We start from the raw sequence: 25,448 nt of genomic DNA, 5'->3' as shown, positions 1-25,448 counted from the left end.
CTTCGAGACGCTGCTCTCGCTGCACTCGATTCTATCGAACCACCGAATCTCTTCACGTATTTGTGTCCGTGAGTATATCGGCGGCTTCCTTGCGCTCTGTGGCTGGGTCGCCACTGGGCAGATAGCCCCTTCCCTCGCGTCCGGGTTCACGACCGTCAGTGGGGCCGTCACAAGCGGCGCAACGGCGCTGCAATCGCTCACACCCTTCGGGGCCACCGGACGCATCGTCGACCTGCTCAGGTCGCTTGCGGGCGGTCTCGCATGGATAGGCAGCCAATTGCAGGACCTTGATCGACAGCTAGTTGCCGAGTACGGTTTCGTCATCGGTGCGGGTGGTATCCTCGTTCATCTGCTCGGTGACGTGATTACCGTGAGCGGTATCAGACCGTTGCTGCCGATCTCGTCTCGGCGGGTATCGCTGAGTTCGCTGCGGGCGAACAGCACGCTCGGCAATACAGGCCTGTTCGCGGGCGGTGTGGTTGCCATCGCGGTTGTGCTCTCACTGACAGTCGGCGGTGCTGGCATCGCTATGCCCGCCGATCTCTCGCCTGTCGGCGCTGTCGATGCTCAGGGGATGCCCGGCGCGCAGAATGACTCAGGCCAGAACACGACCACCCCGGCGGTCGAGATACACAATCAGACCAGTTCCGGGGGAACAGTCACGGTACAGCGCGCAACGCTCTCTCAGCCGGGCTTTGTCGCCATCCATACCAGTTCGTATCCCGATGATCTCGTCGGCCCGAACGAGTCGATTATCGCCGTCTCGCAGCGCCTCGCCGCCGGCACACATCACAGCATCACGATTGACGTGTCGAACGCGCCGCCGGGCAACGCGCCGGGACTGAATCGCTCGCAACTCAACGAGACCATCACGCTCGCCGCCACCGTGTACGGCGATACGAACGACAACGTGCGACTCGACTCCGTGCGGTCACTCGGCGAGAACGATACGCTCGTCGTCCAGAATGGCAGCGTCGTCCGCGACTCGGCGCGCGTGCGCGTTCCGTCGCCACCACGCCGGACTGCCTCGGTCGCCTTCCGCAATCAAACCTTTCAGAACGACACTCTCACCGTAGCGCAGGTCCGCCTCCCGCGCGGCGGGTTTCTCATCGCACACAACGAGAGCTACCAGCGGACAGGAGACGCGCTAACAAGCGCGGTCGCCATCTCGCGGTATCTCCCGCCGGGCAACCACTCGAACGTCACCCTCAGCGTCAAGCAGGGAGCGCTGGACGAATCGCAGACTGTCACCATCCGCCCAAGCCTCGATACGAACGATAACCAGCAGTACGATTTCGTCACCTCGGACGGGTTTCAGGATGTCGCCTACGAGACGGTGAATCGGTCGGGAGTCATCACCGACTCCGCGCAGGTTCGCGCTCCCGGCTCCGGCCGGCAGACATCAGCAAGCGCGAGCTCTCCATCGACGCCGGCCGCGGGCAGCGAAACAGGCGGACTCAGTAGTAGCATCTGGCTTGTTGGTATCGTCATCCTCGGAATAGCCGGCGGGGTCATTCTCGCCGTCCATAGGGTCCGCTAATCAAGCATGTCCGGTGCTGGTTCGGCAGAAATCTCACGCCGGCAGTTTCTCGCAGGGTGTGGAGCCGTTGGAGCGGCCGCGGTTGGCGCACCTGTTGCCAGCGCAGCACAGCAGGAACCAGAGCGGCCTGGACTCTCGTTACCGTCGGCCCCAGCGCTCGCAGCCGGCGGGCGGATTTCGCCGGAAGGTCAGCAAGCGCTCGCTGCGGTTGATCGCCGGTTCCAGCAGCAACGCCCGGCGATGGAGAACACGGTCGATGCGGTCACAGACCTCGGTCTCGATCCTTCCGGCGGTAGCCCGGTCAACGGGAAGCTTGAATCGGCACTATCGGGAATGTCGAATACGCGGGTCACGTTTCCGAGTGATGGTACGTTCGCGCTCTCGGAGCACCTTTCAGCGATCCCCGAAGGGCCTATCGAACTCATCGGCAACGGCTGTTCGTTCGTGATTCCGGCGGGAAAGGAGATGAAGAGTCTCACGCTCGTTCTGCCGAGTGGGAGTCTCGTCCACGATATCGTTATCGACCAGAGTGCGAAAGGCGCGCTCCAAGAACTGAGCATCCAATCAGAGGGTGTCGTCCGTGCCGACAACGTGACGATCAAGGGCTACGCGCCGGCAAAACCCAGCGACTCGGACAACGGCGGCGTGGATGCGATGTTTTCGCCCATCGCGCGCACGGGCAAGGCAGTCATTCGGGTGACGAACTTCACGGCTGTCGGCGGGACCGCCGCCGGCACGCACAACGAGAGTGATTTGCCTGAATCTTCGCCGGAGAACACGCTCGGCTCGCCAATGGGCATCTGGATCGGCCAGTCCAACGAGGGCACGATTCAGCTAGCGAACCCGAAGCTCCGGGGCTGGTCGAACGGTATCTACGGCGGGCGAACGACAGGCCGTGTTGAAGTTCGCGGCGGAACGTTCGTCAACAACTTCAACGCACTGACGCGCCTTGGCGGCGGTTCCGTGGTTGATGGGGTGTCAGGCCTACTCGATGACCGGCAATGGTCGGACAAGGGACCGTTCAAAATCGGCCATCAAGGCGTGTACTTTGCGCGTGTGGACGCGAAGAAGGGCAACCAGACCGACCCGATAACGTTCAAGAACTGCAAGGTCGTCGCAAAGTCGATGCGCGAGGGTGCATCGCTGTTCGAGTGGGAATCGGCGAGTGGCCCGGGAACCATCCGCAACTGCCACATCACGAACCACCTCGACCGGCCGGTGATTACTGGGAAGTCTCCCTCGGCTCCAGCAGCGACGAACATCCTCGTTGACCAGTGTCTCATCGACGGGAGTTCATCAGCAGCCGTCATGGAGATACAGGACCGGCCTCAATCGAAGATTCAGCAGACGTGCATCAAACTGTCGAACGCGGGACCGGACGACATTCAGGGAGCAACGATTGGCAGCGGTGTGAGCTTTGGCAAGCAGTGTAAGAGCGGGAGCGGCCTGAGCAAGCCGAAGAAGGTGGGCAGCGGCGGGAATATCAGTTCATTGCCTGCGCCGAACGGCTCGGTGAGGACGGGAGCCAGCGCGAGCAGCGGTGGTGATAGCAGATGGGCTGGTAAACTGCTTGGCGGTCTCGCAGTAGTCCCGCTCATCGGGATTGCAGTCATAGCCCTCCCGCTGATTATCGGACTGTTGCTGCTCGGCGGTGTCACCTTCGGTGGCCTGCTGTTATTTTTCAAGAAACTTATCTAGTAACAATCCCGCCGAGCCACCATACAGTAATGGAAACGCCATACACCGCCCATATTTATCATTCCCTTCGTCAATAGGCCCCATTATGGCCGATGATGATAGGGTGCGTTCGACAGTCCGACTCCCCCAAGACGCATACGACGCTCTCTGTGCTGAATTACCGAGTTTCAGCACAGATACAGCCCGATACCAGTTCTTGGTACAGTTTTATCTCGATTACAAACAACAAATGACTGCACCGGGGAATCAGCCCGAATGCAGGACTGGGCCTCATATGGCACCGAATACGCCCGCGCGTGGAGAGGAACATCGACCTGCTCACGAACAGCCATCAGAACGCCCGTCCGAGACAGATACCGACGAAACCTCCCCTCCCAGGAACTCTGAAAACGAACCGAGCACACAACCAAACCAGCAAGATGAGACGGACAATCAATAGTCGTCCAATACCGAGGCCACTACGACCGAGAGATAGAGCGCACGATCTCGTCGATATTGATTGATCCGACCTTCTCGTACAGACATTGTGGAATGAGTTTGAGATAGACGAATTCATTTTCGGTTATCCCGCTCACGACCATCGGCTCACTTTTCTCCGCGAACCGATCTGTCTCACACGTCGCAGGGATTGTGAGCCCTTTGTCATTGGTACCCTTGCCACGAACAGTCAACGTGCATCTCTCGCGTTCGTGGATTGTCTCGCCCTCAGCCGTTGTCACGGTCGTCTCTGTTCCCGGCAATCCATCGAGCGCGGCATCGAGCGAGACGGCTTTCAGATAGATGATCGTATCCTCGTACCACCCCTCACGCAGCCACACAGTCGTTCCAGATTCGACTCTCGTCGCTCGCGGGATCGTTACCGTCTTCGAGTTCCCTGATGGATGAATGGAATACTGACTGTGTGGCTGTTCGATTGGGCCTATCTGCCGTGGCTCACTGGCAGTTTGCGCCATATTCATATAAACATATTCTTCCCACTTATATCCCCCCGGTGTATGGTGTTATTTCCTTACTGTATGGTGGATGTGACAGTTCAATGGGCGGAACACCATACAGTAATGGAAACACCATACATCACACATATTTAACCGACTTCCACTCTCGGTTTTGGGTATGGGTGATGAAGCTACCACACCCGAGACGAACGCTGTGACCGCAACCGAGACGGGGAGCGTGCTTACCCGTCTCCGGCAATGGATTAGCGCGTATCGCACCCATCTCCCGTCGAAACGCCGAGTGCACGGGAGACTGATTACGGCAGCCTACGGCCTGATCGTCGTCGCCAACCTCATCGGCGTCGTCGCCGGTCAACAGGGCGGAGGTGGCGGTGGCGGGGGCGGCGGTGGAAACATCGGCAGCGAAGTCTGTGGCACGGCGATTACGAAGACCATCAATGGCATCGCGCCGATTGTGCTGTTCGTCGTCATCATCGGCGGACTCATGCTCGCCTACCTGCTGCACGCATGGGCGGGCTTCAAGAAAGACCCGCAGCAGGCGAAAACGATCAAGGATTGGCGAAACCGCGCGGGCATCAGCGCTCTCTCCGCCCCGCTGCTCGGCAAAGCCCTCGAAATCATGATTGGTATCATGGGGCTGGGTCTCGCCGGCTGTATCGACATCGTTCCGGGTATCTAACGAGGTGTAGTCTCAGAATGCCATTCTCTCGGCTGTCACCGACTTCCGAGCAGCTTCGCCAGCGAGTTCTCGTGGCGGTTCTCGCCGTCGTGGTCCTCAGTGGTCTGACGCTCGCTCCCACGATGGCGGTGAGCGCCCAACCAGCAAATGGGACGACCGCACCGAACGCGACGGCCACGACGAGTGGGGCAAGCGGGACGACCCCGACCGCGAACGGGAGTCAGAACACCACCCAACCGACGAACGCGACGGGTACGAATACGAGTGCGAGTGTGCGTGCCGGCGGAAACACGAGTCGCCTGTCGGCGGGAAGCTCGACAGGAGCCTCCGGGTCCGGGTCTGGTTCGGCGAGTCTCAGGTCATGGGTCAAAGACCTCGCGGGGATGAGTCAAAAGCAGGCCCAGCAAGCCGTCAAGGGCAATCCACAGAAAGCCGACCAACTGGCGAAGACACTGGGCCAAGCTGGTATCCCGAATCCGAACAAAACCGTCCAGCAGCGGCCGCGACAAGCCGCCCGGCAGGTGTCGGGCGTTCTTTCGATAGGCAACTCATCGGCGAACGGGAGCGCTCAGAACGCGAGCTCGCAGAATAATTCCTCGGCCGGCGGGCAAGTGAAATTGCAGAAATGTTCGGGCGGCGGGTTCATCGACTCCGCGATGTGTGAGGCGAAAAACGCGCTGTTCGGTTGGGTCATCGGTGGTGTCGTTGATTTCGTGCAGGGGATTATCAGCGGCGTCGTGAACGTGATCGTCGGGACGCCCGTTCCCAAACACAACGGTCAGCCCGCGTTCTTCCAGCAGCCGACGAATCAGCCGATGAAAGGTGTCTATAACTCGTGGTTGACGTTTTCCATGCCGCTGGGCATCATCCTCTGGATGCTGATGATGCTCGGTATCCTGTTCAGTCAGGTGTTCATCTCCGGGTCGTCGGACGAACTCAAACGCCAGGAGATGAAAAGCCGGTCGTGGAAAGTCCTGTTGGGTGTGCTCGGCTCATGGGCTATCGGAGCGGCGATTCTCCACCTGTCGAACGGGATCACGCTCGCGGTCGCGCCCGACGGGAAGGATATAGCATCGAACTTAGCGGTCTTTGTCGGCAATGTCGGTGCGGCGGGAGCCGCCGGCCTGCTGTTGTGGTTTTTTGAGGGCATCCTGTTCCTGTTCATCCTGCTGTTGGTGCTCTCGAAGTACGCCGTCGTGTTCGTGATGATGTGGTCGCTGCCGATACTGTTGCCCCTCGCGGCGTTCAACGTCGGGCCGCTCAAGCTGCTGTCGAAGCCCGCACGCGGGATCATAGACATGTTCATCCCGTTCGTGTTTCTGACACTGCCGATGGCGTTGGTCCTGCGCGTTGGCTATGTCGTCGTCAATAGCATGAATCAGGACCCTATCGCCCAAGCTGGCATGCACTTTTCCGGTGCGAACACGCTGTTGATCCTCGGATTCTGGATCATGGCGGCTGTCTCGCCGCTGTTCGTGTTCTCGCACACCGGCCGCATCAAGGGCATGGCCGCCGGGATGCTCGGCGCTTCGCTAGCGACGAGCAATGTCCAAGAGAAAGTCCAAGACGCCAAAGAACGCATTGACACAAACCCACCGCCGAACGTCAACGAGACGACGGACATCAACCCCGATGGAAACAACGGCGAGTTCGGCGGCCCGCTGCCGAGCGGCAACGACAGATCCTCGATGCTCGAAGCAGGTCTCAATCAAGACCTCAGACGAGCAGGAGATTCGTCGCTTGCCGGGATGGAGGACGGAACTCAGTCGCCGCGCGGGTGGGCCTCCGATGCAACGGCACCCGAGACAGCCGAAGCCGGCGATCCCGAACTTCCGCCCGGCGGTGATGGTGCGACAGCGAGTGGATGGACGACGAACACCGCCAGTGGATCGGGAACAACATCGGGTGCGGACCGAGTATCGGCTACAGATGTGACGCAGGTCAACCACCCGCGCGACCTGCCGACAGAGACGAACTACACCGCCGGACACATCACCGATGATGGGGAGTTCAAGCCGGTGAGAAATGGTCGTAACTTGGACCGTACAAGACTTCTCAACGGGATGTATAACCGACTGAACACTGGTACTGAGAAGTACCGAAACGAAAAGCTGCTCTTACGATCGAGAGAAGATGGGTCGCACTTTGATATTGACTCAATGACGCATCGAGAGCAATCATACGAGCAAATGAGCCGCGATACGTCCGAAAGCGTGTTGAATAGCTAACCAAACGTCAGCCAAGAACATATATCCAATGACAACCAATACCAGCGTACAATCCATGTCCGGCGGGCTGGAATCAGGAACGGAACAATCACTAACCGCAGATGAAGATGATCCGCATATTATCGTTGAGCGGTGCGGATGCCGCTGCTACGTCTGTGGCGAAATCGTCTATCCAGATGAAGGTAATATGCTTGTCTATCCGGCCCATCCCGACTATCCAGCCGATATAGGATTCGCCATCTGCGGCGACTGCTTCGTCGCGCGCACTGACGAACAGTTAGACGAGTATCTTCGTGAGATGCAAGAATATCAGGAGACGCTGGAACAGGACAGAGGAGACTACGAACAGAACCGCGAACGCGCGTTCGAGCGCGACGACCATACCTGCCAGTTATGCGGACAGGAAGGATACCCGAAGACCGAACGCGGGCTTGTCGCGTATCCCGTCTGTGCTGGAGATTTCCACCTCGATAATCTCGTGACGATCTGCAATGACTGCATCACTGACACGCTCGATAGCGACGAAGACGACCAGAAGGCAGCCGACCGTTTACGTATCCGGGCCGCCCACGCGAAGGAATGGATCAATTCGGCCCAATCTGACGCGAGTAGCGAGCGCGCCGAGCACCCCGAGAGCACCGAAGACTACCGATAGCGGCGGCGAACAGCGGTATGCCTCGTGTTTTACTGATTTTCCCAGCCACTATACTGTATGGTGGACGTGACAATTCAACGAATGGAACACCATACAGTAATGGAAACACCATACATCACACATATTTAACCAGCTTCCACCCCCGGATTTGGATATGGGTGAGCGCGATACGACACGGCGCATCCTCGATCAGCTTGGAGAAGACGAGACGCTGCTCAGTACGGATTACACGGCTGCTGACCTGAAATTGTTCGGGCCGGCGTTCATGCTTGTGATACTGGTTGTCGGCGCGATGCCGTCCGGGTGGGGGATTCTCGGCTTCGCACTCGGCGCGTTGGTGCTGATCGGTACTGCCGGTCTCATCTGGAAAGCGCCGCCTCATCGTGTCGCATACGACTGGCTCACCGACGTACTGGCCTTCCGGTTCAAGAAATTCCGAGGTAAGACACTCATGCTTCCACACGACAGCGACGATGATTCGGAGACTCGTACGCTCACCAACGTCGATTCGGTTCTCCGGCGCTGGAACTCCGTCAAACGTTCCGACGGCGGACTCGTCGGCGCGATGCGCGTCCATCCTGCGAACATGGCGCTGGGCGATCAGAGCGACTGGGAGACGGCGGCCAACTCGCTTGCAGGGTTCCTTCGCAGTATCTCGTTCGACGCACAGATTTACAGCACGGCCCGGCCGGTCGATGCCAGTCAGATCGTCGGCCCATACCGTGATCGGCTGGACGATCCCGACGTGCGCGATAACGACCGCTTGCGCGGGGTGATACGCGCCTACCGCGATAAGCTGCCCAAAGAGTTCGAGCGGCGGCGCACGAGCGTCCGCGAATACTACATCATCGTCTCTGTCCGCGAGATGGATGTGAAACTCGCCAATCAGGGCTGGCTGGACACGCTTCGTGACGCGCCCTATGTTGGCACGATCTTCGAGTTCATCGGCGCGGGTCGCAGTGACCTCAGCGACGGTGAAGTTCTCGTGCGCCAGCAGCGCGAACTCAATCGCCGGTTGCGAAGCGTTCGGCGCGGGATTACCGAACTGCCGGATTGTCGGCCCGAGGAGGTCAGCGCCGCACGCCTGACCGACCTGCTTGAGGAGTATTGGACCGGTGAGCCGAGCAACTACGACGAGGAAAGCCCGGAGAGCATCCGCAATCACGAGATGCCGATTATCCGCCCGGACCACGAGCAGGACCCTACGACCGGCGAGACGGACGACGCAACTATCGACTCACTCGATACCATGACCGGCTCACAACAGCTAGCCACCGATGGTGGCACGGACAGAGGTGCATAGTTCATGACTGACCGCGACGACCGCGATGTAACCGCGATTTCCGGTATCGGCGAGAGGCGCGCCGAAGCGCTCGACGAGGCGGGTTTCGAGACGGTCGGCGACATGCGCGCGGCCGACCCAGCCTCGTTGACCGACGCGACGGGCATCGGTGAGAGTCGCGCGAACACGCTCATGACCACCGTCGAGGAGATGGAGACGGCAGCAGAACCGGAGGACTCAGCCGACGCTCCTTCCAGTGAGACGGACGCGGACAGCGAGAGCACGGCGGCCGACACCGGCACCGAGACAGCTACCACGGCGTCGGCGAGTTCCACCGAGAACGGAGCAGACACAGACCAACGCGGGCCGATTGCCCGCGTCAAAGATACCGTCACCGCGACACTCGGCAGTCCGCAAGCAGACGCAGACAAGACAGACCTGACTCATATCGCCACGGTTCGGCCGCAAAAAGCCGCAGCCCTCCATGAAGCAGACTTCGAGACGATTGGAGATATAGCCCGCGCCGATCAGCCCGCGCTCGTAGCCGTCGAAGGCGTTGACGAGACCAACGCCCGCTATCTCCAGAACGCGGCTGCACAGCTAATCGAGACATCGCCCGGAGATGCCGAGGAGATTGAGGACACCGACGCAGAGGGCAGCGGGGGCGTCGAAGATACCGACGACGACGAGCATGGGCACGCGCCGCAGACTGAGCCTCATGGTAAACATACTGCGGCGACCGATACCACGGCCGACGATAGTAACGCCGCTGAGGCCGGCATCGCTACCAAGAGCGCAGGCGCGGTCAAGACAGCCGCTCGCGCGGTCGTGAACCCCGCCTCGGTCATACAGGACGATGGAGTCAGCGCCGCTGAGAACGGCGATCAGCCCACCGCAGACGACGACCAGCAGTTGGGCGACGAAGCGATTGCCGAAATAGCGGACACAGCGAATGTCTCACCGTCGAAAGCCCGCGAGTTGATTCAGAACGCCACCGAAAACGAAAGCGTCGGCCTCACTGCCGATCAGAGTGCCGCGACCGCGAGCGTCACTACCGAGAACAGCGACATGGAGGAGACCTACGCGGCGGACCTCATCGCGCCCGCGAGCCTCCGTCTCTCGCCGTCGAGTTCGCAGACCAGCAATGTGCATACGAAGACCATCTACGTCGAAGGCTATCCCGAATACGCCGAGACGAAGATGTTTGAGCAGCTATTCGCCGAATCCGACAACGTTGACGTTGATATGTCTATTCACGTCGGGTCGCACGACCGCCTCGATGCAATCGGCCACCTCCGCGATGCAATCGAGGATTTGCAGGTCCGAGTCGCCCAGAAAGACGACGAGAGCGATGTGACCCTCCGCGATACCGCCCGCCGGCTTGAGGGTCACGAGGACGTGTATGATACGCTCTCGACAGGCAAAGACGAAGCCTTCGACGTTGGATTCTACATCATCCTGCGCGGCAATACCGAGAGTAGCGTCGAGGACGCCGCCGACACTATCGAAACGAAGCTCAAAACCAAGCAACTCACGGTCAAGCCCGCTGATTACGCCCAACAGGACGGCCTGATGGCGGGCAGTCCCGTCGGAGCCGACCGACTCGAACGGACTACGACGATGATGGGCGGGGCAGTCGGCTCGATGTATCCGTTCTCCAGTACCTCACTCATCGAACCGTCGGGCGTGCTCATGGGCTATCACGCGCTCACGGACTCGCCGATTGTGATGGACCGCTACCAGCGGTCGAACTACAACATGATCGTCGCCGGGGAACTCGGCGCGGGCAAGTCGTTCAATACGAAACTCATGTTGTTGCGGATGCTCGCCCGCGATCCTGAAACCATTGTTATCATCATCGACCCGCGTGGCGAATTCAGCGATCTGGTTGACACCCTCGGCGGGAACCGCATCGCCGTCGGTGGAACCAGCCCGATCAACCCGCTGGAAATCGAGGCTACTCCCGAGCACGTCCGCGCAGGGATGGATACGAACGAGTACAATCCTTTCCGACAGGGCCGCTCGTCGGCAATGGACATTTTCGACTCGTATTTCCAGATGAACTCCACAGCCGGCGAGGGTGGTCTGTCCGCCGAGCGGCGGTCGGTACTGGGCTTCGCGTTCGATGTGACCTACGCGATGTGCGGGTTCACGACCGACCCAGCGACCCATACGAATCAGAGTCCGATCATCCCGGATGTGCGGTCGGTGCTCGGCGCGATCAATCGCAACCCAGAGCCATTCATCCGTTTGTCGAACAGACCGCTCCAAGTCACTCCTGAAGTTGTGGACGAGCTACCGGGAATTGACGTTGCGAATCGTCGCGTTACAGCTGGGAGTTCGCCGGAGAATGCGCCGCTCACGGCACTGCCGGAGATCGCCGAGAGCCATGCCGATCAGTTGGCTGACGCCGGGATTGACACGCTTGGGGACCTGTCGGAGAGCGACCCGCCGACCGTGGCGCGAGCAGCCGATGTACGCCTCAGCGAAGCCGACGAATGGCTTGAACAGGCAGTCACGCCCGGCGCATACACCCCTGCGTCTACGGCAGATACCACAGCAGCGGCCCCGGATGGTGGGACCAGCCCGGCCGGGACGCCCGCCTGGATGGACGACAATGAAGAGATCGACATTGCCGACCAGACCGTAGAGGACTGGGAGAACCATGCTTCGGGGCTGAAAATCGCGCTCGCACCGTTCCGGCCGGGCGGCGCACTCGGTCATCTGGGCCAGCCCACCGACATTGATATTTCCGATGCGAATGTGACGCTACTCGATTTCCAAGCAGCGGACACGGAAACGGAAATGTCGCTCATGACAAAAGTGCTGTTCAACGCGATCTACGAGCGCGCGAAAACCAGCGACAAGCGCATCGTCCTGCCGATTGACGAAGCGTGGCGGCTCATCAAAAACTCCGAGAGCCTGACGTGGCTCCAGCAGGGAACGCGATTCAGCCGCCATCACGACCTCTCGATTCAGTTCATCACCCAGACGCTGGACGAGTTCTACGACCGCGAGGACGCGAAGTTCATCCTCGACAACTCGGCAACGAAACTGCTGCACAACCTCGATGGTGGTCTGAGCGACGAACAGGCCAACCATCTCAAATTGACCGAGCGAGAGGCCAGCTACGTCAACAACGCGACAATGGGCGAGACGGGTGCAGGCTACTCAGAGGCGTTGTTGATGGTCAAAGAGGAAGGGAAGTACCCGCTGCGTGTCGAAGCGCTCTCCGAGGAAGTCCCGCTGATCGACCCCGAGGCGGCTGAGGAGATGGATATTGCGGCTAACGGAGGCTACACGTAATGAGCCACGCACATCCCAACTCCACCTACGACCGCGAGCACGAGCACGAGTATCGCCATGACGACCGGCATCCGGCACTCACCCCGCTGGTTATCGACCTCATCCCCGATCAGACCCGCGCGGAGCTAGAGGCAGTTATCGACGAGTCGCTGGCTGTCGAACGGTTCGAGCGGCACAGAGAGGGTGGAGACTATCACTCGTTCACAATCGGGACCGTCGGCGTTGGCAAGACGGTTAACACGAAGACCGAGCTTCTGGCGGATTTGCGCGAGGACAGCGAGAACGGCAGTCACGCCGCCAGCGATGCAGGAGGCAATCATGACTGACACCACCGATAACACCACGAGCGAGAGTACCGACACGAGCGACCAGCGAGCGGAGACCGAGCAGAGCGCGTCCCAGCGAATCACGACAGCGAGAGAGTTCTTCCGCGAGAAATTCGCGGACGCCGACGAAGACGAATACGAGGAGCTTGGCCCGTTCATCGACCCGAAAGGCGACGACATAGAGGAGGTGAGTACGTGATGGCACACTCAAACCCGTCACAGAAGCCGATTCGGGTGCGCTCCGAGCCGAGCGAACCGTGGTTCAGCAGGGAAACCAAGGCCATCGCCACGGGTCTGTTGACCGAGACTGTGCCCGCGAGCGAGACCGAAGCCGAGTACGAGGTGATAGTTCCCAGTTCTCGCACGCACGCCCTCGCCGTCTGGTTGGTGCGGACGGTCGCACGCCGTGGAGGGCCATTCACCGTCGAGGATCTGTACCGTGTGGTCGAGCGCGATAACGTGCCCATGCCGCAGGGGACGACGAAAGCCGACGTCGAAGCGTTACTCCGGCGACTTGACCACGACGGTAACCGGTTCGGCAACCCGTCGGCAGCGCCAGATACGGGAGGTGAGGCATAATGGGTCTGCTTGGCGACAGTGGGTATCCGATCACGGCTGTCAACGACGACCTGCGTTCGCACGTTGACAGAGCGACCAAGACGATCATCCCGACGACCGACCCCACCGCGCTCGATACCGGCGAACACGCGCTGGTTCACATTCGGCCGTATGGTGATAGTGACGGCTTTGACGCCGCTCTTGAGTTCGTCCGCGACCTGTATCGCTCGCCGAACACCGAAGCGGGCGAGCAGTCCATCGAGTCGATGGAGTGGTGGTTTACCGAGGGTCAACTCAGCCAGCGCTTTTGCACCACGACACCCGGCCGATTCGACCAACTGCTGGACTCACGGTATCAGAACTCTTCAGTCCATACCCCCGACCGGACGTTTCTAGAGTTGCATCCCGACGAGTACGTGGCGAGCGCGCGGTTGCACTTGCGCCAAGACTGTGCATTCCCCCTGTCTCACCGGAACGCTTCGGTGGACGCACTCTCAACCGACCCGTACACAGCGATAGCGAGCGCACTGGTCGGTCCCGACGACACTCGGGCGCTCGTTCAGTGTGCGTTCATGCCCGTCGACAAGCGAGAGTGGTACCAACGAGGTGCGCTTGCCTCACTCCGGGGCCACGACGTTGACGGCATGGCCGAGAATCGCAAGGAAGGTACGGTCAAAGGTGAGTTCAATCCCCGCATTGTCGAGTCCCGTACCGACCGCCTCACCGCGAAGGACATGCAGCGCCAGCGCGGCCGACCTGCCTTTCAGACCGTGGTTCGACTTGTAGCGACCGGCCCCAGCGAAGCGAACGTCCGCACTCGCATGAACGACCTCGAAAGTGCCTTCGAGGAGTTCGCCTATTCCGCCAGCGAACAGGAGTTCATCGCCGAACCACTGTCCAGTCGGGCGCTCCGCGACGGTCTCGCAGCCACGGCTCGGCGCAAACTTCCGACACAGGGCGGTATCAGGCGCACACTGTTTGGGCGTGAGAACGTGTTGACTGACGACGAACTCGCCGGACTCGTCCATTTACCCAACCGAGAGATCAACGCACCCCTGCTCGACTGGCAGCGCATGGAAGGCGGGATGGGAAGTCCCGGCGCGAAACAACAGTTCCCCACTGAGAGTTTCGACCCGACTACCCATCAGCCCGCGTCACCCGCTAACCAACCCGCGACCGACGAACCCGCCACGACAGAGAGCAGCCAGCAACAGGCCGAGTACGCTTCACAACCCGAGGATAGTATGGAGGCGGCCTCAGCCGACGACCGCGGCGCTGACACCGAGAACGCCGGGTCTGACGGCCAGATAGGAGGTGTCAAGGATGAGTAACCCAAGATACCGCCAGCGCCGCGAACGTTGGGTGCGCTTTCGTCGAGCGTGTCGCGATCTGTTCAGCCGCGCGGTCAAGTGGGCGGTTCTCAGCTATGGATTCATCGGCGTCTACGGCGTGTTGTACGGCTCCGAGCCGGCGATGGTCCATCGCCTCGGCACAACGCTTGCTGCGCTCTCGGCGGGGTTCGCTGCCCTGTTCATCAGCTTGGTTGTGCTCTCGAAACTCACGACAGAAGTGAGCGGGTGGCTCTACGACCAGAGGTGGATCAAGTATGGATAGCGACGACTACACTCGGCCGAGGTCTGTCGGTGACCTTCTTGCTCGTGAGTACGCCGTCCGCGCCGCGAAGGCGTCCATTTTCGTGGCGTGCTGGGCCGGCATCGCGGCGGTGCTGCTCATCTATGGGCCGCCCGCGATGAGCATACCGACGGCGTCGGGACCACTACACGCGGGCGGGACCGTGGACGCAGCCTTCGGCATTCTCCTGTCGGCCGGGACTGCGACGTTTCTCACCATCATCCTTGTCGTTGGCGTGCTCGCGTATATCGACCGTCAGCGCGCCCAGAGTGACGACCGCCAGCGCCACGAGGCTGCCGACAGTACGGAGGACGAAACCCATGCCTGACCGACCTGCATCCGACGAGAGCGGTACCGAGGACGACAGCAATCAGGTTCTCAATCCCGAAACGCGCCGGGCACTTCGCGAGTGGGGACGACGAGGGTACGCGATAGGTGCCGGCGTACTCGCCGCGGTCGTCATGCTCATTCCAACTGCCGTGACCGCAGCTCGCTCGCCCGGTATCGCCTTCCATCTCGCCGTGACGCTCGGTTTCAGTCTCATGCTGCCGGCCGTAGCAGTCTATGTCGGAATGAGAGCCTACGGACTCTCTCATCAGGAGGTGATCTCTGCGGCCAGACACGCGGCCAGAGAAGGCGCTGCTGCAACCACCACCCTCGGCGCACACCAGCGCGTCGAACAGCCCGCAGAACCCACCGACACCGACTCGCCACTGTTCACGGAGTCAGATACCGACCACAACGATACGCAATGAGTCACAATGACGCCTCTTTCGACCGAATCACTTCAGTAGATGATCTCATCGAAACGCGGAGGGCGAGATAGTGGGCCTCCGAAGCCTGCTCCCCGGCGGGAGCGATGACGAAGACGACGACAGCAAGCCCCGAGCCGGCGACGATGAACTCCCTTATCGGTACGAGACCAAAGAGACCGAGCGCGTGCAGGGAGCGGAGGTCGTCGCCCACGGTGTCGATACCGAACTTCCGGAAGGTCACCAAGACCGCGAGGTGACGTTTGCCAGCCTTCGAGCGCGACAGATGCTCGCTCACGGCCGTACCGACCCCGATGCCCCGATCTGGCTGGGCATCGGTACACGCCGTGGTCGTGATGTGAGTATCGAACAGCGCTCGATGTTCCGCCATCTCGCCTGTTTCGGCACCACCGGTTATGGGAAATCTACGCTTCAGAAAAACGTCTTCCGCCAGATTGCCGAACTCGGTGCGGGAGCCTGTTATATCGACCCCGGTGGTGACGACGCCGAGGAACTCATCGAAATCCTCCCCGAACACCGCCTTGACGACGTGATATGGATCGAACCCGGCAGCACACGCGGGCGTGTCTCCGGGTTCAACTTCCTCGACACCTCGATCCCGCCCGACTCCGACCAGTTCGACCACGCCGTAGAGTCGTTGGTCGCTGACTTTCGGCATATGCTCGGTGCTTCGCAAGGATGGGGCGCACGGATGGACGGCGTAACCGCCTCACTCGTACGCGCCTCAGCCAACACCGAGTACGAGTTTACACCCGCAGACCTGTTCTACATTATCGAAACGCCCGAGAACAGCCGCCGCTTTGCCGAAGCCGTCCGCGCAGCCGACCTCGAACTGCTCGCGGACTCGGCGGACAAAATCGCCGACGTGGCTGAGAATGATCCAAACGCGCTCGAACCGCTCTGGCGGCGGTTCAAAGACTGGGTGGAATCGCCCATCGCTCGCCAGTTCATGTCACTCCGCGATTCACCAATTGACATCGCTGACGCCGTTACCAATAACAAGCTCATCATCGTGCGGATGGGTCCCGAAGACGAAGACCTCAAACAGATGATCGGCACCGCGATTTTCCGACGTATCTGGTCGGTCATCCGAGCACGCGCGGAGATGGACCGCACCGAACGCACGCCGTTCTACCTGCTCGCCGACGAGTTCGATAACCTCGCTTCGCAGGATGGCGCAATCGACAAGATGCTCTCTGAGAGCCGCAAATACCGATTGTCGCTGTTCCTCTCGTGCCAAGCCCCACACCAAATCCAAGATGTGCTTCCGTCGCTGGCGGCCAACTGCGATACGTGGGTCAGTTTCTCGCCCGGTTCGCCCAAAGATTCCCGACTCGTGGCAAAAAATATCGGGATGGACCCCGAGACGCTGCAACGCGACACGCCATTTCACGTCTGGATGACGCTCGATCTGCCCGACCGTCGCCAGAGCTCCGAACCATTCCGCACCTACACGCTGCCCGAATTCCCGCCGATGCGTACCCGTGACGAGCGCGACGAGATGATTATGGAGTACCTTCACGACCACGGATTGCCGACGCAGACCGCCGAGGAAGTCCGTGATTCGATCCTCATTCGCGGCGGTGAAGGCGCGCTGGAGCAGTCGGGCGCGCTCGGTCTCGATAGCATGGTCACGGAAGACAACATCCCGACCGACACAATTTTAGAATCCGTGTTCGTTGCCGCCGTCCGCGCCAGCGACGACAACGATGGGACCGAGCCGGTGACGACCGACAAGATACACAAGGAGTTCAAGAACCGCACGGGCGTCGAGATGAGCGAAGCGAAGTTCTCCCAGCAGCTTGAGACTGAATACGGCGAGCGCGTCGAAGCGCTGCGCGAGGGCACGGAGAAAGCCAGACTCACCGAGAGGGGCTTGAGCAAACTGTTTGAGCAGGATACCGGCGGCGTGGAGAACGCAGGTGGCCCGGCCCACCGATATATCCTCCGCGAGTCGATGAAGACGTTTCTCGCGCTGGGTGCGGACGCCTATCTCCCCTCGCAGGACGGCGAAGAGCTACCCGACGGCGTGGCCGACCTCCCGATCAATCCGCTGGCCGACGCCACGAGCGACAGGGAGTACCAGCAACTCAAAGAGACATGCGAGAGCGAGTACGGCCGCCTCTACGAGCTATCCGACGGGAAAGACATCGCTATCGAGGCCGAAACCACCACGCTCGAAAAGCCAAAACAGACGCTCACGAACCTACGGAAAGCCGTCGAGCAAGGGAGAAAGTGTATTTTCGCGTGCAAGGACGGCAGCTACGACGGGGACGATTTCGAGGACCCCGACGACGCGCCCAGTCACAGCAGCCTGTTCGAGTATTGGCCCCGCCGCGGCGAGCGCGTTATCCACCATACCGAGGGCAGCGTTCAGAACATCAGCTGTGATTTCGACCGCCTCACCTTCGTCAACGAGACGATTGACCCGACGGACAAGGATGAAGCCGATGCAGACAGTGACGAGGACGACGAGGAGGAGCTAGCGCCGGGCCGCATCTTCTACAACAAGAGCAAGAAAATGAAGATCGAGCCGGGCGTCGGCGCGCTCCGACCGAAAGCCACCAAGAGTATGCAGTGGCGCGAGCGCTCGACCGGCAAAGCCGACACCGAGAGCGAGATCGTGCTGGAGGACAAGGGCGGGCGCGGCACAGTTCGCTCCCGATTCGAGACTGCCGACGCGGTATTCGATGCCGACCGCGAGGACTTTCCCGCCTACTACGAGAACACGCCCGACGGCTACGTTGTCCACGCTAATGGCGCACAGAAGACCTACGATACGAAGGGCGAGATGAAGAACGATTTCAAGCCCATCTATCCGCCGTTCATCCCCGAACGCGAGTTCACTGATGGGTCGGGCAACACTCGATACCCGACGGCGGATGATTTCATGTTCGTGGTCTTTCCCGACGACAACAACGAGTACGATGAACCGATGATCTACGAGCACGGTGAGTTACGGCCGCTCGTTCCCGACGACGTGAGCGATGGCGAGAGCAGCGGTGATACCGCTACCAGCACCGATGAGGAGGCTGCGCCAACCGAGAAGGCGTCATCACAGCAGGCCATAGAAAGCGATGAATACGATTCTGAGAGCGCGGGCGATGGGCAAGTAGCGAGTTCCGACACCCCGCCTCAGTGCCCCGATTGCGAGGAGTGCGATAGGTGGATCGCTGACGGCCGCAATGGGGAATTGGTGTGTGAAAACTGTGGGTATATGCCGGAGAAACAGGTGCGAGACGAAATCAGGCGCAGAGATCGACAGGTGGAGAACACTGACGAGCAACAGAGCCATGCAGCGCACGAAAATAGAGCTAATGACGACGTTCCTAACGACCCCGACAGCGGTGGGTTCAGTTTCTAATTCTCGTTTTCGAGTGCGGCCTGTGCCTCAGTCTTTCTCTCATCAAGCTCATCGCGGCTCAGGCTGCTTTCTTCTAAGAGATACCCTCGCAACGCGAGCATTCCCAGTAGCAATTCTTCGAACTGCTGAGTCGCACCGTCGTTCCATGCGCCGTATTTGCTCGCTGTAAGATCATCCACCGTTTCAACGAGAGCACCACGCTCACCAGTGGAGGATTCAGCGGTCTCAAGCTCGTCTATCCGAGTTTCGAGTTGGTTGACTGTGGCTTCAAGTTGTTCAGCGTAATCAGTCATATTCGCTAGCCGGTCTTCATCTTCGGCTTCGACGATCCGCTGGGCAAGGCGCTCGCCAGCTTCGGTCAATGTCGCTTCCATCGGCAAGTTCCGACCCCGTTCATCCAATCCGGGGCGCTCGATCTCGATGAGGCCCGCTGAAGGCAACTTGTTTTTCATTCGATAGGGGACTTTGGTGCCGCCCTGTATCCCAGTGGTATCTCGAATTTCTCTGGTGTTAGCGGTGCCACCGTGCTCGTGAATCGCTGCGAGAATTGCCTGTGACCGCCACCCCAAATCCACATTGGAATTCTCGGCAGTTCCGTCCATATCTCCATGTCAGATAGCCAGTAACATAAACACGAGGGCCTCAAAACAGGGCGGTAGAATAAGGCCCTTATTCTGAGAGACCATATTCACCCTATTAGTGAGGCCAATTATGGCCCCGAAAAATCCGCACGTCCATCTAGACCCCCATCTCTCCTAGAACCGAAGCGAGGTGGACCCCCAAGGAGAACACAGCGAGAGAGGGGCCAGCAGTATATCAGGAAGAAGAAAAGTAAGCCGCCTCAGCGAAGCAGCAAGAAGTCGAGTACCGAGGAAGCAAGGCACCGAATACCGAGTGAGCGACACAGCGATAGCCGACAGCAAAGGGCGACAAGCGAAGCAGTGACCAGCGAGCACTAGCAGGGCCGACCCCCAAGCAGAGCGAGACAACAGAGGGGATTCAGCTCGGCAGAGAACAGCAGGGATTCAAGCCGAGTACCAGCGCCGAGGGATTCAGCCAGCAGTCACACCGGGATTCCAGCGAGTGACAGCACCGGGGATTCTATTCAGCGCAGAGTCCTGGATTTCGAGCCAGCGATGACACCGGAGATTCAGCCCCGGGACTAGCCAGAGGGATTCAGGCCGACACAAGACACCGGGGATTCAGTGAGCGAAGCATCGTCGAGGATTCAAGCCACCGATCAGCCAGTGGGGATTCAGCCAAAGCGAAACAGCGGTCAGCAATCAGAAACTGCTTTCCGTAATTTCGGGGGCAGGCCAACAGTAGCGACGACTCTAGCAGTCCGGGAGTCCAGTCTGTTTCAACACAGCAGGAAAGGGAGTCAGCCAGCGACGCAGCGCTGTCAGCAGCCAGCAGGCAGCATCACGACGACACTGGGGTCAGGCCAGCAGTCACACCGCACAGCACTAGAAGACCGCTACTCGACAAGCTGGGGGTCAGCAAAGCTCAGTCCAGCAACAGCGAGCAGCACCACGTCTCGACATACCGGGGGTCAGTCCGGCAACAGCGACAGCAACAGCAGCAGTACCAGTAACAGCAATCCGGGGGACCAGCCTGTTTTAGCACAACAGGGGGTCAGGTCCCGCGAATCAGTATCTCAAGATCACCTTAGCGATGACACCGCACAGCACCGCGAAGAGCGGCAAAGCACCGCGACAGCACCAACAGTATTACTCTGGGACAACACAGCACTGCTCGAATCCCGAGCGAGTGACATCGGCCAGCAGCGGTGACCACTACTGGTCAGCACAACAGCGGGGCTTTCAGCACAAGGCCGACAGCAGTATCAGCAAGTCCGAATCCGGCCGAGTGAGGCGAGCAGCAACAGCACCGAGCAGCGAAAGCGACGACCAGCGAGCAGTCAGCAGTCAGCATCGTCATCGGCTTCAGCACCGAGAGACCTGAATCCTGCCCAGGCACAGCAAACTCGAATCCCGAGTGAGCGCGACAACTGCCTGAATCCCAGTCCGGCAGTAACGACAACAGGCAACTATTGACCGGCGACAGTACTCTTTCAGCAGACTCGACCCCCGAGAGGGCGAACTACTGCATACCGAACAGCGCTCTCTCAGCAACACTCGACCCCCGGCCGAGCGAGCAGCGGCCAGCGGTCCCTACGCGGACCGCACTACCAGCACTCCTTGGCGAGAGCGCGATTCCCATGAGACCTGACCTCCAACCGAGCGTCGAAACTGACGGACACGCTGGCCGGGAGAGCTATGAGGCAGCCGAGTGGACAGGCATACGTCGAGGACGGGCGCAACGTCTGGCCCAGCGCTACCCAGTGTATCTCACCGCAGTCACACTCCCCGCCCTCGACGCTTCGCCGCCAGAACGACGACACGCACGCCGCCCCAACCGTCTCCTGTCGCAGCCAAACCGCATCAGCCCGCAGTCGTCGGTTCATACGCGAATTGGCCTTCCTCAGCATAGTAGAGCAACGTTCCCGGCGGGAGTTCCCGCAGCGCGAGCACGTCCGCGAGGTCGCTGCCGACGCCCGCCGCATTCGTCACCAGCAGCGTGAGCACCACCGCAGCGGCTACCGCCGACTCCACCATCACCAGCAACGGCACTCCGACAACCGTGAGCATCACCAATGGCGCGAGCGTCACCAGCGCCTCGGCCCGCCGCGTGAGGAACCCACCACGCAACCGCGTGCCGACGCCCATCCCCTCGCGCTGAAAGCTCACCGCGCACCCGGAGAAGTGTCCGGCCAGCCCGTGAAGCGCCTCATGAGCGACGAGCGTGGCTCCAACGGTCGCCAGCAGGAGCAGATACACGCCCACCGATTCAAGCCGGAGTACGTTCCAGAATACGCCGAGCACGGCCGTCCCATCCCGCACGAGGGTCGTCAGCCCGCCAAATAGCCCCGTTGTTCCGATAAATAGCCCAACCTCCCCCGGCAGGTACTCCAGCCACGACCGCGCTCGTACCGGCTCATACCCCTCTCGATAGCCCGCAGGTGTGTCCGGCCCTGAGGATGCACGCAGATCGGACTCGACCACACCCCGTTAGTCGCCGTCCCCAATCGAATGCTTGTCGCCATCCTCGTACACGGTGCCGTCAGCCGTCGTAATCGGCCCCTCTATCTCGGTCGACAGGCGCTTGAGCGCCGTGTCAGTATCTTCCGCCCCGTCGGCATCAGCGTCAGCGCTCTCCTCGTCGGTCTCATCCGGGATGTACCACAACACCGTTCGCCCGCCCGTATCACGCTTTTCGACTTTCCGCTCGAATCGCAACTCTTGAAGTTTGTTCCGCGCGGTCAGCGTCGAGCAGCCGAGCGCATCGGAGATATCCGACGCTATACCCACCTGCTTCGGCAACGACGCCAGTATGTCGTACACCTCTTCGGTCGAATACATCTCCGCGTACTCTCCCCGTTCGTTCCACTCGCGCTCTCGCTGGTCTTGGTCCGCCATACCCGTTAGTACGAAACCGACCGACTTAGTAGTAACGCACTAACTAAAAGGTGTAGCAAAAAGTAGGGCTACTACGTGAGCATTATATTTAGCACGCCAAAATAAATGGCTAATGTCGAATCACTCCGCGAGCAGCGATAAACGGGTCAATCGCTGTTCTCAGTGACGAGAACGACACGCAATTATGACAAGCCCAAGTCCGCAACGGCCCACTACGACCGACTCACCGCTTTGTCGAGCCAAAGAGCACCGAAATCGATAGATAGCGGTAAGGAACCAATAGCACGAAAGGAAATATTTAAGGTATTGAGGCTGTTACTATGGAGTAGAGACAGACCGGCTCCTTGGGGTGCTATTCCAACGAGGAAAGCGCCCGCGCGCTGGAGACGCGCGGGCTGGTCTGTTTCACCGAGTCAGACCATGAGCACGAACGAACCCAGCGGACAAGAATCCGGCGAATCAACCGACGAACGACGCGGCAGTGAAGCGGTCGCCAAGCGCGTCCACCGAGCACTCGATAGTTTCTACCACGTCGAAGCAGCCGGCGAAAACAGCGAATATACCGTGTTCAGCGGGTCGGGCAATGCCTACACGGTGAGCCTCCCCGAAGGCACCTGTACGTGCCCGGACGGCCAGCGCGGTACGTGGTGCAAGCACGCCCACCGTGCCGCCTTCGTGACCGGTGAAATCCCCGCCATCGACGGCGTTCACGTCCCAGCCGATATAGACGACACCGAAGCCGACGGCGAGGACACCGAGCAGGCCAGCGACGACGAACCCGACACCGACGACGAGACGCTGGCCGAGCGCGTCGAACGCTTCGAGACCAACAACCCCGGCGCATCGGCCATCGAAGCCGTCGCCCAACTCGATATTGACCCCAGCCAGAAAGAGCGCGTCAAGGAGGTGCTGGCATAATGAGCGACGACAGCCCGACTATCACCCAGCAGTATTCGTTTGCGGTCGGCGAGGACAGCGACACCAACGGCATCGAACCCGCCGAGGAGAGCATCGAAACGTCGCTGGAAGCCTTCGGCGCGTCGGTGGACCACCGCGAGCGCGACAGTCGGATTGACCAGCCAGAAGCCAGCAGTTTCGGAGTGGATGACCGGGCCGCAGTCACGCGCGGCGACGGCGGCGAGCAGCGCACGCTGTTCGCCGATACCACCGATGACCAGCAGACCCTTACTGGCGAGCGCGCCGCCAGTCAATGCCTCTTTGAGAGCGGCGATACCGACAAGGACGACCCCGACGCCGTCACCACCGCGAGTGAGAGCGACGAACCCAGCCCGCGAGCACTCGCCGACGGCGGGCGCGTCGAGGACGACGGAGACGGCGACGATGCCAGCAACGACGCGGACCCCACTTTCGACCCCGACGAGCAGACCGTCACCGAGGCATGGGAAGGCGCGTATATCTCCGCGAGCTGGGGCTACAATCAGACCAACGTCGAACTCGCCCAAATCGTCGCAGTGAGCAATAGCGGGAAGACCGTTCTCGCCCGGTTCGTCGCCGCCGAGCGCGTCGATCACGGACGCATCAGCGAGCAGCTACGCCCGACTGCCGAACAGTACGGTGACGAATTTCGGTTGCACGTTCGGGACGGCATCGACGGCGACCTCCGCTTTCGCGGGAGCTACCCACTCGGCAATGACGGCAACATGGACGGTCCCACGCGGCGAGGGTCGTTCTATCCGTTCGATAACGACCCGGAGAACTCGATACGACAGACCGCGACCAACCACGGCCACTAGCCCACCAACCCGCCGAACCAGCCCGTCAAACGGCCGTATTTTCCGGGTGCGTGAACGACGAGAAGTGGTCAGTTTGCCATCTCAGCGGGAGCGCGCATACGCCATTATGGCAAGCCCACCTTTCCTCCGGCGCACAGCACCGCAACCAGCACGGCAGATCCGCCGCGAGCGCTGAAACCGCAAGACTACGATAATATATCGATAAGATAGAGGAAAAAGTTTAAGGTACTAAGACCGTTACTATGGAATAGAGACAGACCGGTCCCTCGGGGCACTTTCAAGCTGGAAGGAAGTGCCCGCGCGTTAGGCCGCGCGGGCTGGTTGGTCTCAACGGGCGAACCAACCATGAGCACGCACGAACTCAGCGGTCAAGAACGTACCGACAGCGAACCAACTAAAGCCGAACTACGCGCCAACTGGGAAGGCTTCGAGTTTCGGGTTCCCGCCGAGGGGCGGGTTCGCGTCGAAAACGTCAGCTACGGCGCTGACTCGGACGAACACGTCTACGTCGTGAGTGTCGAGAGCGGCATTCCCTTCGACTGTACCTGTCCCGCATGGGAGTACCACAACCCGGAAGGTGGCTGCAAACACATGCAGGCCGTCGAGAATGAGCCTGCCGTCACCCGTGCCGCGAGTACGACGACCGACCAGCAGGTTGCTACCGACGGCGGAACCCAACGGGCTGTCCCCACCGACGCGACTGACACCGACGACACCCGACCACAGATCGACCATTGGGGTCAGCCGGTCGAACACTTCGATGATGAGCCTGTCGGCGCAGGCGAGAAGTCGGAGTGCCAGTCCTGCGGCGCGCGCTTCGAGATAGCGATGATAGCCGCAACCGCCGAGAACAACCCCAACTGGGAGGAATTTTACCAGTGCCAGAGCTGTGGCGCGACGGGTTCGTTCCGCTTCGACGGCGAGAGCGAACCAAACCGGCGGCAATGGGTCGGACGCATCGGCTACCCGGACGACTAACACCGATGCAATGCGCGATTTGCGGCACGAACGGCGCTGAATACGACGACCCGGTTGCACCCCACTTGGCAACACGCGGGTTGTGCGGTATCTGCCGACGGCGCGAGGGCGCGCGCTAACATCCCCGGTTACGGTTGCGTCAGACTCTCACCATGCAACAGACCACTCACCGACGACACGAGGACCGACGACGAACCCACCACGACCGCGAGCACGACTGACCGCGAACGATCGGCGAAC

22 protein-coding genes and 1 pseudogene are annotated in these 25,448 nt (G+C 60.4%); 19 read left to right on the top strand and 4 right to left on the bottom strand.

Annotated elements, in window-relative coordinates; genetic code table 11:
- The 3 genes and pseudogenes from ACQUQO_RS13720 to ACQUQO_RS13710 all read left to right on the top strand — a co-directional run.
- Positions 1 to 1,540: DUF7282 domain-containing protein (locus ACQUQO_RS13720; protein ID WP_435078586.1), on the top strand; the 1,540-nt coding region annotated here is incomplete at its 5' end.
- A gap of 6 nt (positions 1,541 to 1,546) precedes the next feature.
- Positions 1,547 to 1,636, top strand: a pseudogene (locus tag ACQUQO_RS13715) (twin-arginine translocation signal domain-containing protein); the annotation flags it as partial.
- A 144-nt stretch (positions 1,637 to 1,780) separates the two neighbouring features.
- The gene (locus ACQUQO_RS13710; protein WP_435078588.1) at positions 1,781 to 3,238 is read left to right on the top strand and encodes a hypothetical protein; all 1,458 of its coding nucleotides are present in this window, start codon (positions 1,781 to 1,783) and stop codon (positions 3,236 to 3,238) included.
- A gap of 458 nt (positions 3,239 to 3,696) precedes the next feature.
- Here the strand turns inward: ACQUQO_RS13710 and ACQUQO_RS13705 are convergent, their stop codons facing one another.
- A complete protein-coding gene (locus ACQUQO_RS13705) occupies positions 3,697 to 4,191 on the bottom strand; it encodes a hypothetical protein (protein WP_435078585.1) in 495 nt (164 codons plus the stop codon).
- Between the two features lie 160 nt (positions 4,192 to 4,351).
- On the opposite strand from ACQUQO_RS13705, the gene ACQUQO_RS13700 reads away from it, so the two are divergent.
- From ACQUQO_RS13700 to ACQUQO_RS13640, 13 genes are all read left to right on the top strand, one after another.
- A complete protein-coding gene (locus ACQUQO_RS13700) occupies positions 4,352 to 4,873 on the top strand; it encodes a hypothetical protein (RefSeq protein WP_435078584.1) in 522 nt (173 codons plus the stop codon).
- Positions 4,874 to 4,944: 71 nt separating this feature from the next.
- Positions 4,945 to 7,101 carry a hypothetical protein gene (locus tag ACQUQO_RS13695; protein WP_435078583.1) on the top strand — a complete coding sequence of 719 codons (2,157 nt, stop codon included), beginning with the start codon at positions 4,945 to 4,947 and terminating at the stop codon, positions 7,099 to 7,101.
- A 187-nt stretch (positions 7,102 to 7,288) separates the two neighbouring features.
- A complete protein-coding gene (locus ACQUQO_RS13690; protein ID WP_435078582.1) occupies positions 7,289 to 7,756 on the top strand; it encodes an HNH endonuclease in 468 nt (155 codons plus the stop codon).
- Positions 7,757 to 7,910: 154 nt separating this feature from the next.
- Positions 7,911 to 9,059: a hypothetical protein gene (locus ACQUQO_RS13685; RefSeq protein WP_435078581.1), complete on the top strand. Its 1,149-nt coding sequence runs from the start codon at positions 7,911 to 7,913 to the stop codon at positions 9,057 to 9,059.
- A gap of 3 nt (positions 9,060 to 9,062) precedes the next feature.
- Positions 9,063 to 12,344, top strand: coding sequence for a helix-hairpin-helix domain-containing protein (locus tag ACQUQO_RS13680; protein WP_435078580.1), 3,282 nt, complete (start codon positions 9,063 to 9,065; stop codon positions 12,342 to 12,344).
- On the top strand, positions 12,344 to 12,670 hold the full coding sequence (locus tag ACQUQO_RS13675) for a hypothetical protein (protein WP_435078579.1): 327 nt from the start codon (positions 12,344 to 12,346) through the stop codon (positions 12,668 to 12,670). The genes ACQUQO_RS13680 and ACQUQO_RS13675 overlap by 1 nt, the downstream gene beginning before the upstream one ends.
- The gene (locus tag ACQUQO_RS13670) at positions 12,663 to 12,869 is read left to right on the top strand and encodes a hypothetical protein (RefSeq protein WP_435078578.1); all 207 of its coding nucleotides are present in this window, start codon (positions 12,663 to 12,665) and stop codon (positions 12,867 to 12,869) included. The genes ACQUQO_RS13675 and ACQUQO_RS13670 overlap by 8 nt, the downstream gene beginning before the upstream one ends.
- Positions 12,869 to 13,249, top strand: a complete 381-nt coding sequence (locus ACQUQO_RS13665) for a hypothetical protein (protein ID WP_435078577.1) — start codon at positions 12,869 to 12,871, stop codon at positions 13,247 to 13,249. Before ACQUQO_RS13670 ends, ACQUQO_RS13665 begins: the two co-directional genes overlap by 1 nt.
- Entirely contained in the window at positions 13,249 to 14,559 is a 1,311-nt protein-coding gene (locus tag ACQUQO_RS13660) for a hypothetical protein (RefSeq protein WP_435078576.1), read from the top strand. The genes ACQUQO_RS13665 and ACQUQO_RS13660 overlap by 1 nt, the downstream gene beginning before the upstream one ends.
- The gene (locus ACQUQO_RS13655; protein ID WP_435078575.1) at positions 14,552 to 14,842 is read left to right on the top strand and encodes a hypothetical protein; all 291 of its coding nucleotides are present in this window, start codon (positions 14,552 to 14,554) and stop codon (positions 14,840 to 14,842) included. The genes ACQUQO_RS13660 and ACQUQO_RS13655 overlap by 8 nt, the downstream gene beginning before the upstream one ends.
- Positions 14,835 to 15,188, top strand: coding sequence for a hypothetical protein (locus ACQUQO_RS13650; protein ID WP_435078574.1), 354 nt, complete (start codon positions 14,835 to 14,837; stop codon positions 15,186 to 15,188). The genes ACQUQO_RS13655 and ACQUQO_RS13650 overlap by 8 nt, the downstream gene beginning before the upstream one ends.
- Positions 15,181 to 15,615 (top strand): hypothetical protein, encoded by a 435-nt coding sequence (locus ACQUQO_RS13645; RefSeq protein ID WP_435078573.1) that lies wholly within the window; start codon positions 15,181 to 15,183, stop codon positions 15,613 to 15,615. Before ACQUQO_RS13650 ends, ACQUQO_RS13645 begins: the two co-directional genes overlap by 8 nt.
- Before the next feature lie 70 nt (positions 15,616 to 15,685).
- Positions 15,686 to 18,997, top strand: a complete 3,312-nt coding sequence (locus ACQUQO_RS13640) for a type IV secretory system conjugative DNA transfer family protein (protein ID WP_435078572.1) — start codon at positions 15,686 to 15,688, stop codon at positions 18,995 to 18,997.
- On the opposite strand, the gene ACQUQO_RS13635 is transcribed toward ACQUQO_RS13640, so the two are convergent.
- From ACQUQO_RS13635 to ACQUQO_RS13625, 3 genes are all read right to left on the bottom strand, one after another.
- Positions 18,994 to 19,599: a hypothetical protein gene (locus ACQUQO_RS13635; RefSeq protein WP_435078571.1), complete on the bottom strand. Its 606-nt coding sequence runs from the start codon at positions 19,597 to 19,599 to the stop codon at positions 18,994 to 18,996. The genes ACQUQO_RS13640 and ACQUQO_RS13635 overlap by 4 nt on opposite strands.
- A gap of 1,842 nt (positions 19,600 to 21,441) precedes the next feature.
- Positions 21,442 to 22,062 carry a DUF3267 domain-containing protein gene (locus ACQUQO_RS13630; RefSeq protein ID WP_435078570.1) on the bottom strand — a complete coding sequence of 207 codons (621 nt, stop codon included), beginning with the start codon at positions 22,060 to 22,062 and terminating at the stop codon, positions 21,442 to 21,444.
- Between the two features lie 6 nt (positions 22,063 to 22,068).
- Positions 22,069 to 22,476 (bottom strand): hypothetical protein, encoded by a 408-nt coding sequence (locus ACQUQO_RS13625; RefSeq protein ID WP_435078569.1) that lies wholly within the window; start codon positions 22,474 to 22,476, stop codon positions 22,069 to 22,071.
- Between the two features lie 420 nt (positions 22,477 to 22,896).
- On the opposite strand from ACQUQO_RS13625, the gene ACQUQO_RS13620 reads away from it, so the two are divergent.
- From ACQUQO_RS13620 to ACQUQO_RS13610, 3 genes are all read left to right on the top strand, one after another.
- A complete protein-coding gene (locus ACQUQO_RS13620) occupies positions 22,897 to 23,394 on the top strand; it encodes an SWIM zinc finger family protein (RefSeq protein ID WP_435078568.1) in 498 nt (165 codons plus the stop codon).
- Positions 23,394 to 24,230, top strand: coding sequence for a hypothetical protein (locus tag ACQUQO_RS13615; protein ID WP_435078567.1), 837 nt, complete (start codon positions 23,394 to 23,396; stop codon positions 24,228 to 24,230). The genes ACQUQO_RS13620 and ACQUQO_RS13615 overlap by 1 nt, the downstream gene beginning before the upstream one ends.
- A 345-nt stretch (positions 24,231 to 24,575) precedes the next feature.
- The gene (locus ACQUQO_RS13610; RefSeq protein WP_435078566.1) at positions 24,576 to 25,208 is read left to right on the top strand and encodes a hypothetical protein; all 633 of its coding nucleotides are present in this window, start codon (positions 24,576 to 24,578) and stop codon (positions 25,206 to 25,208) included.
- Positions 25,209 to 25,448 lie beyond the last annotated feature (240 nt).

The sequence above is a fragment of the Halococcus sp. AFM35 genome (assembly GCF_051195015.1).
GTDB lineage: Archaea > Halobacteriota > Halobacteria > Halobacteriales > Halococcaceae > Halococcus.
Note: the sequence above shows the minus strand (reverse complement) of the source record. Positions and strands in the feature narration are given on the sequence as shown.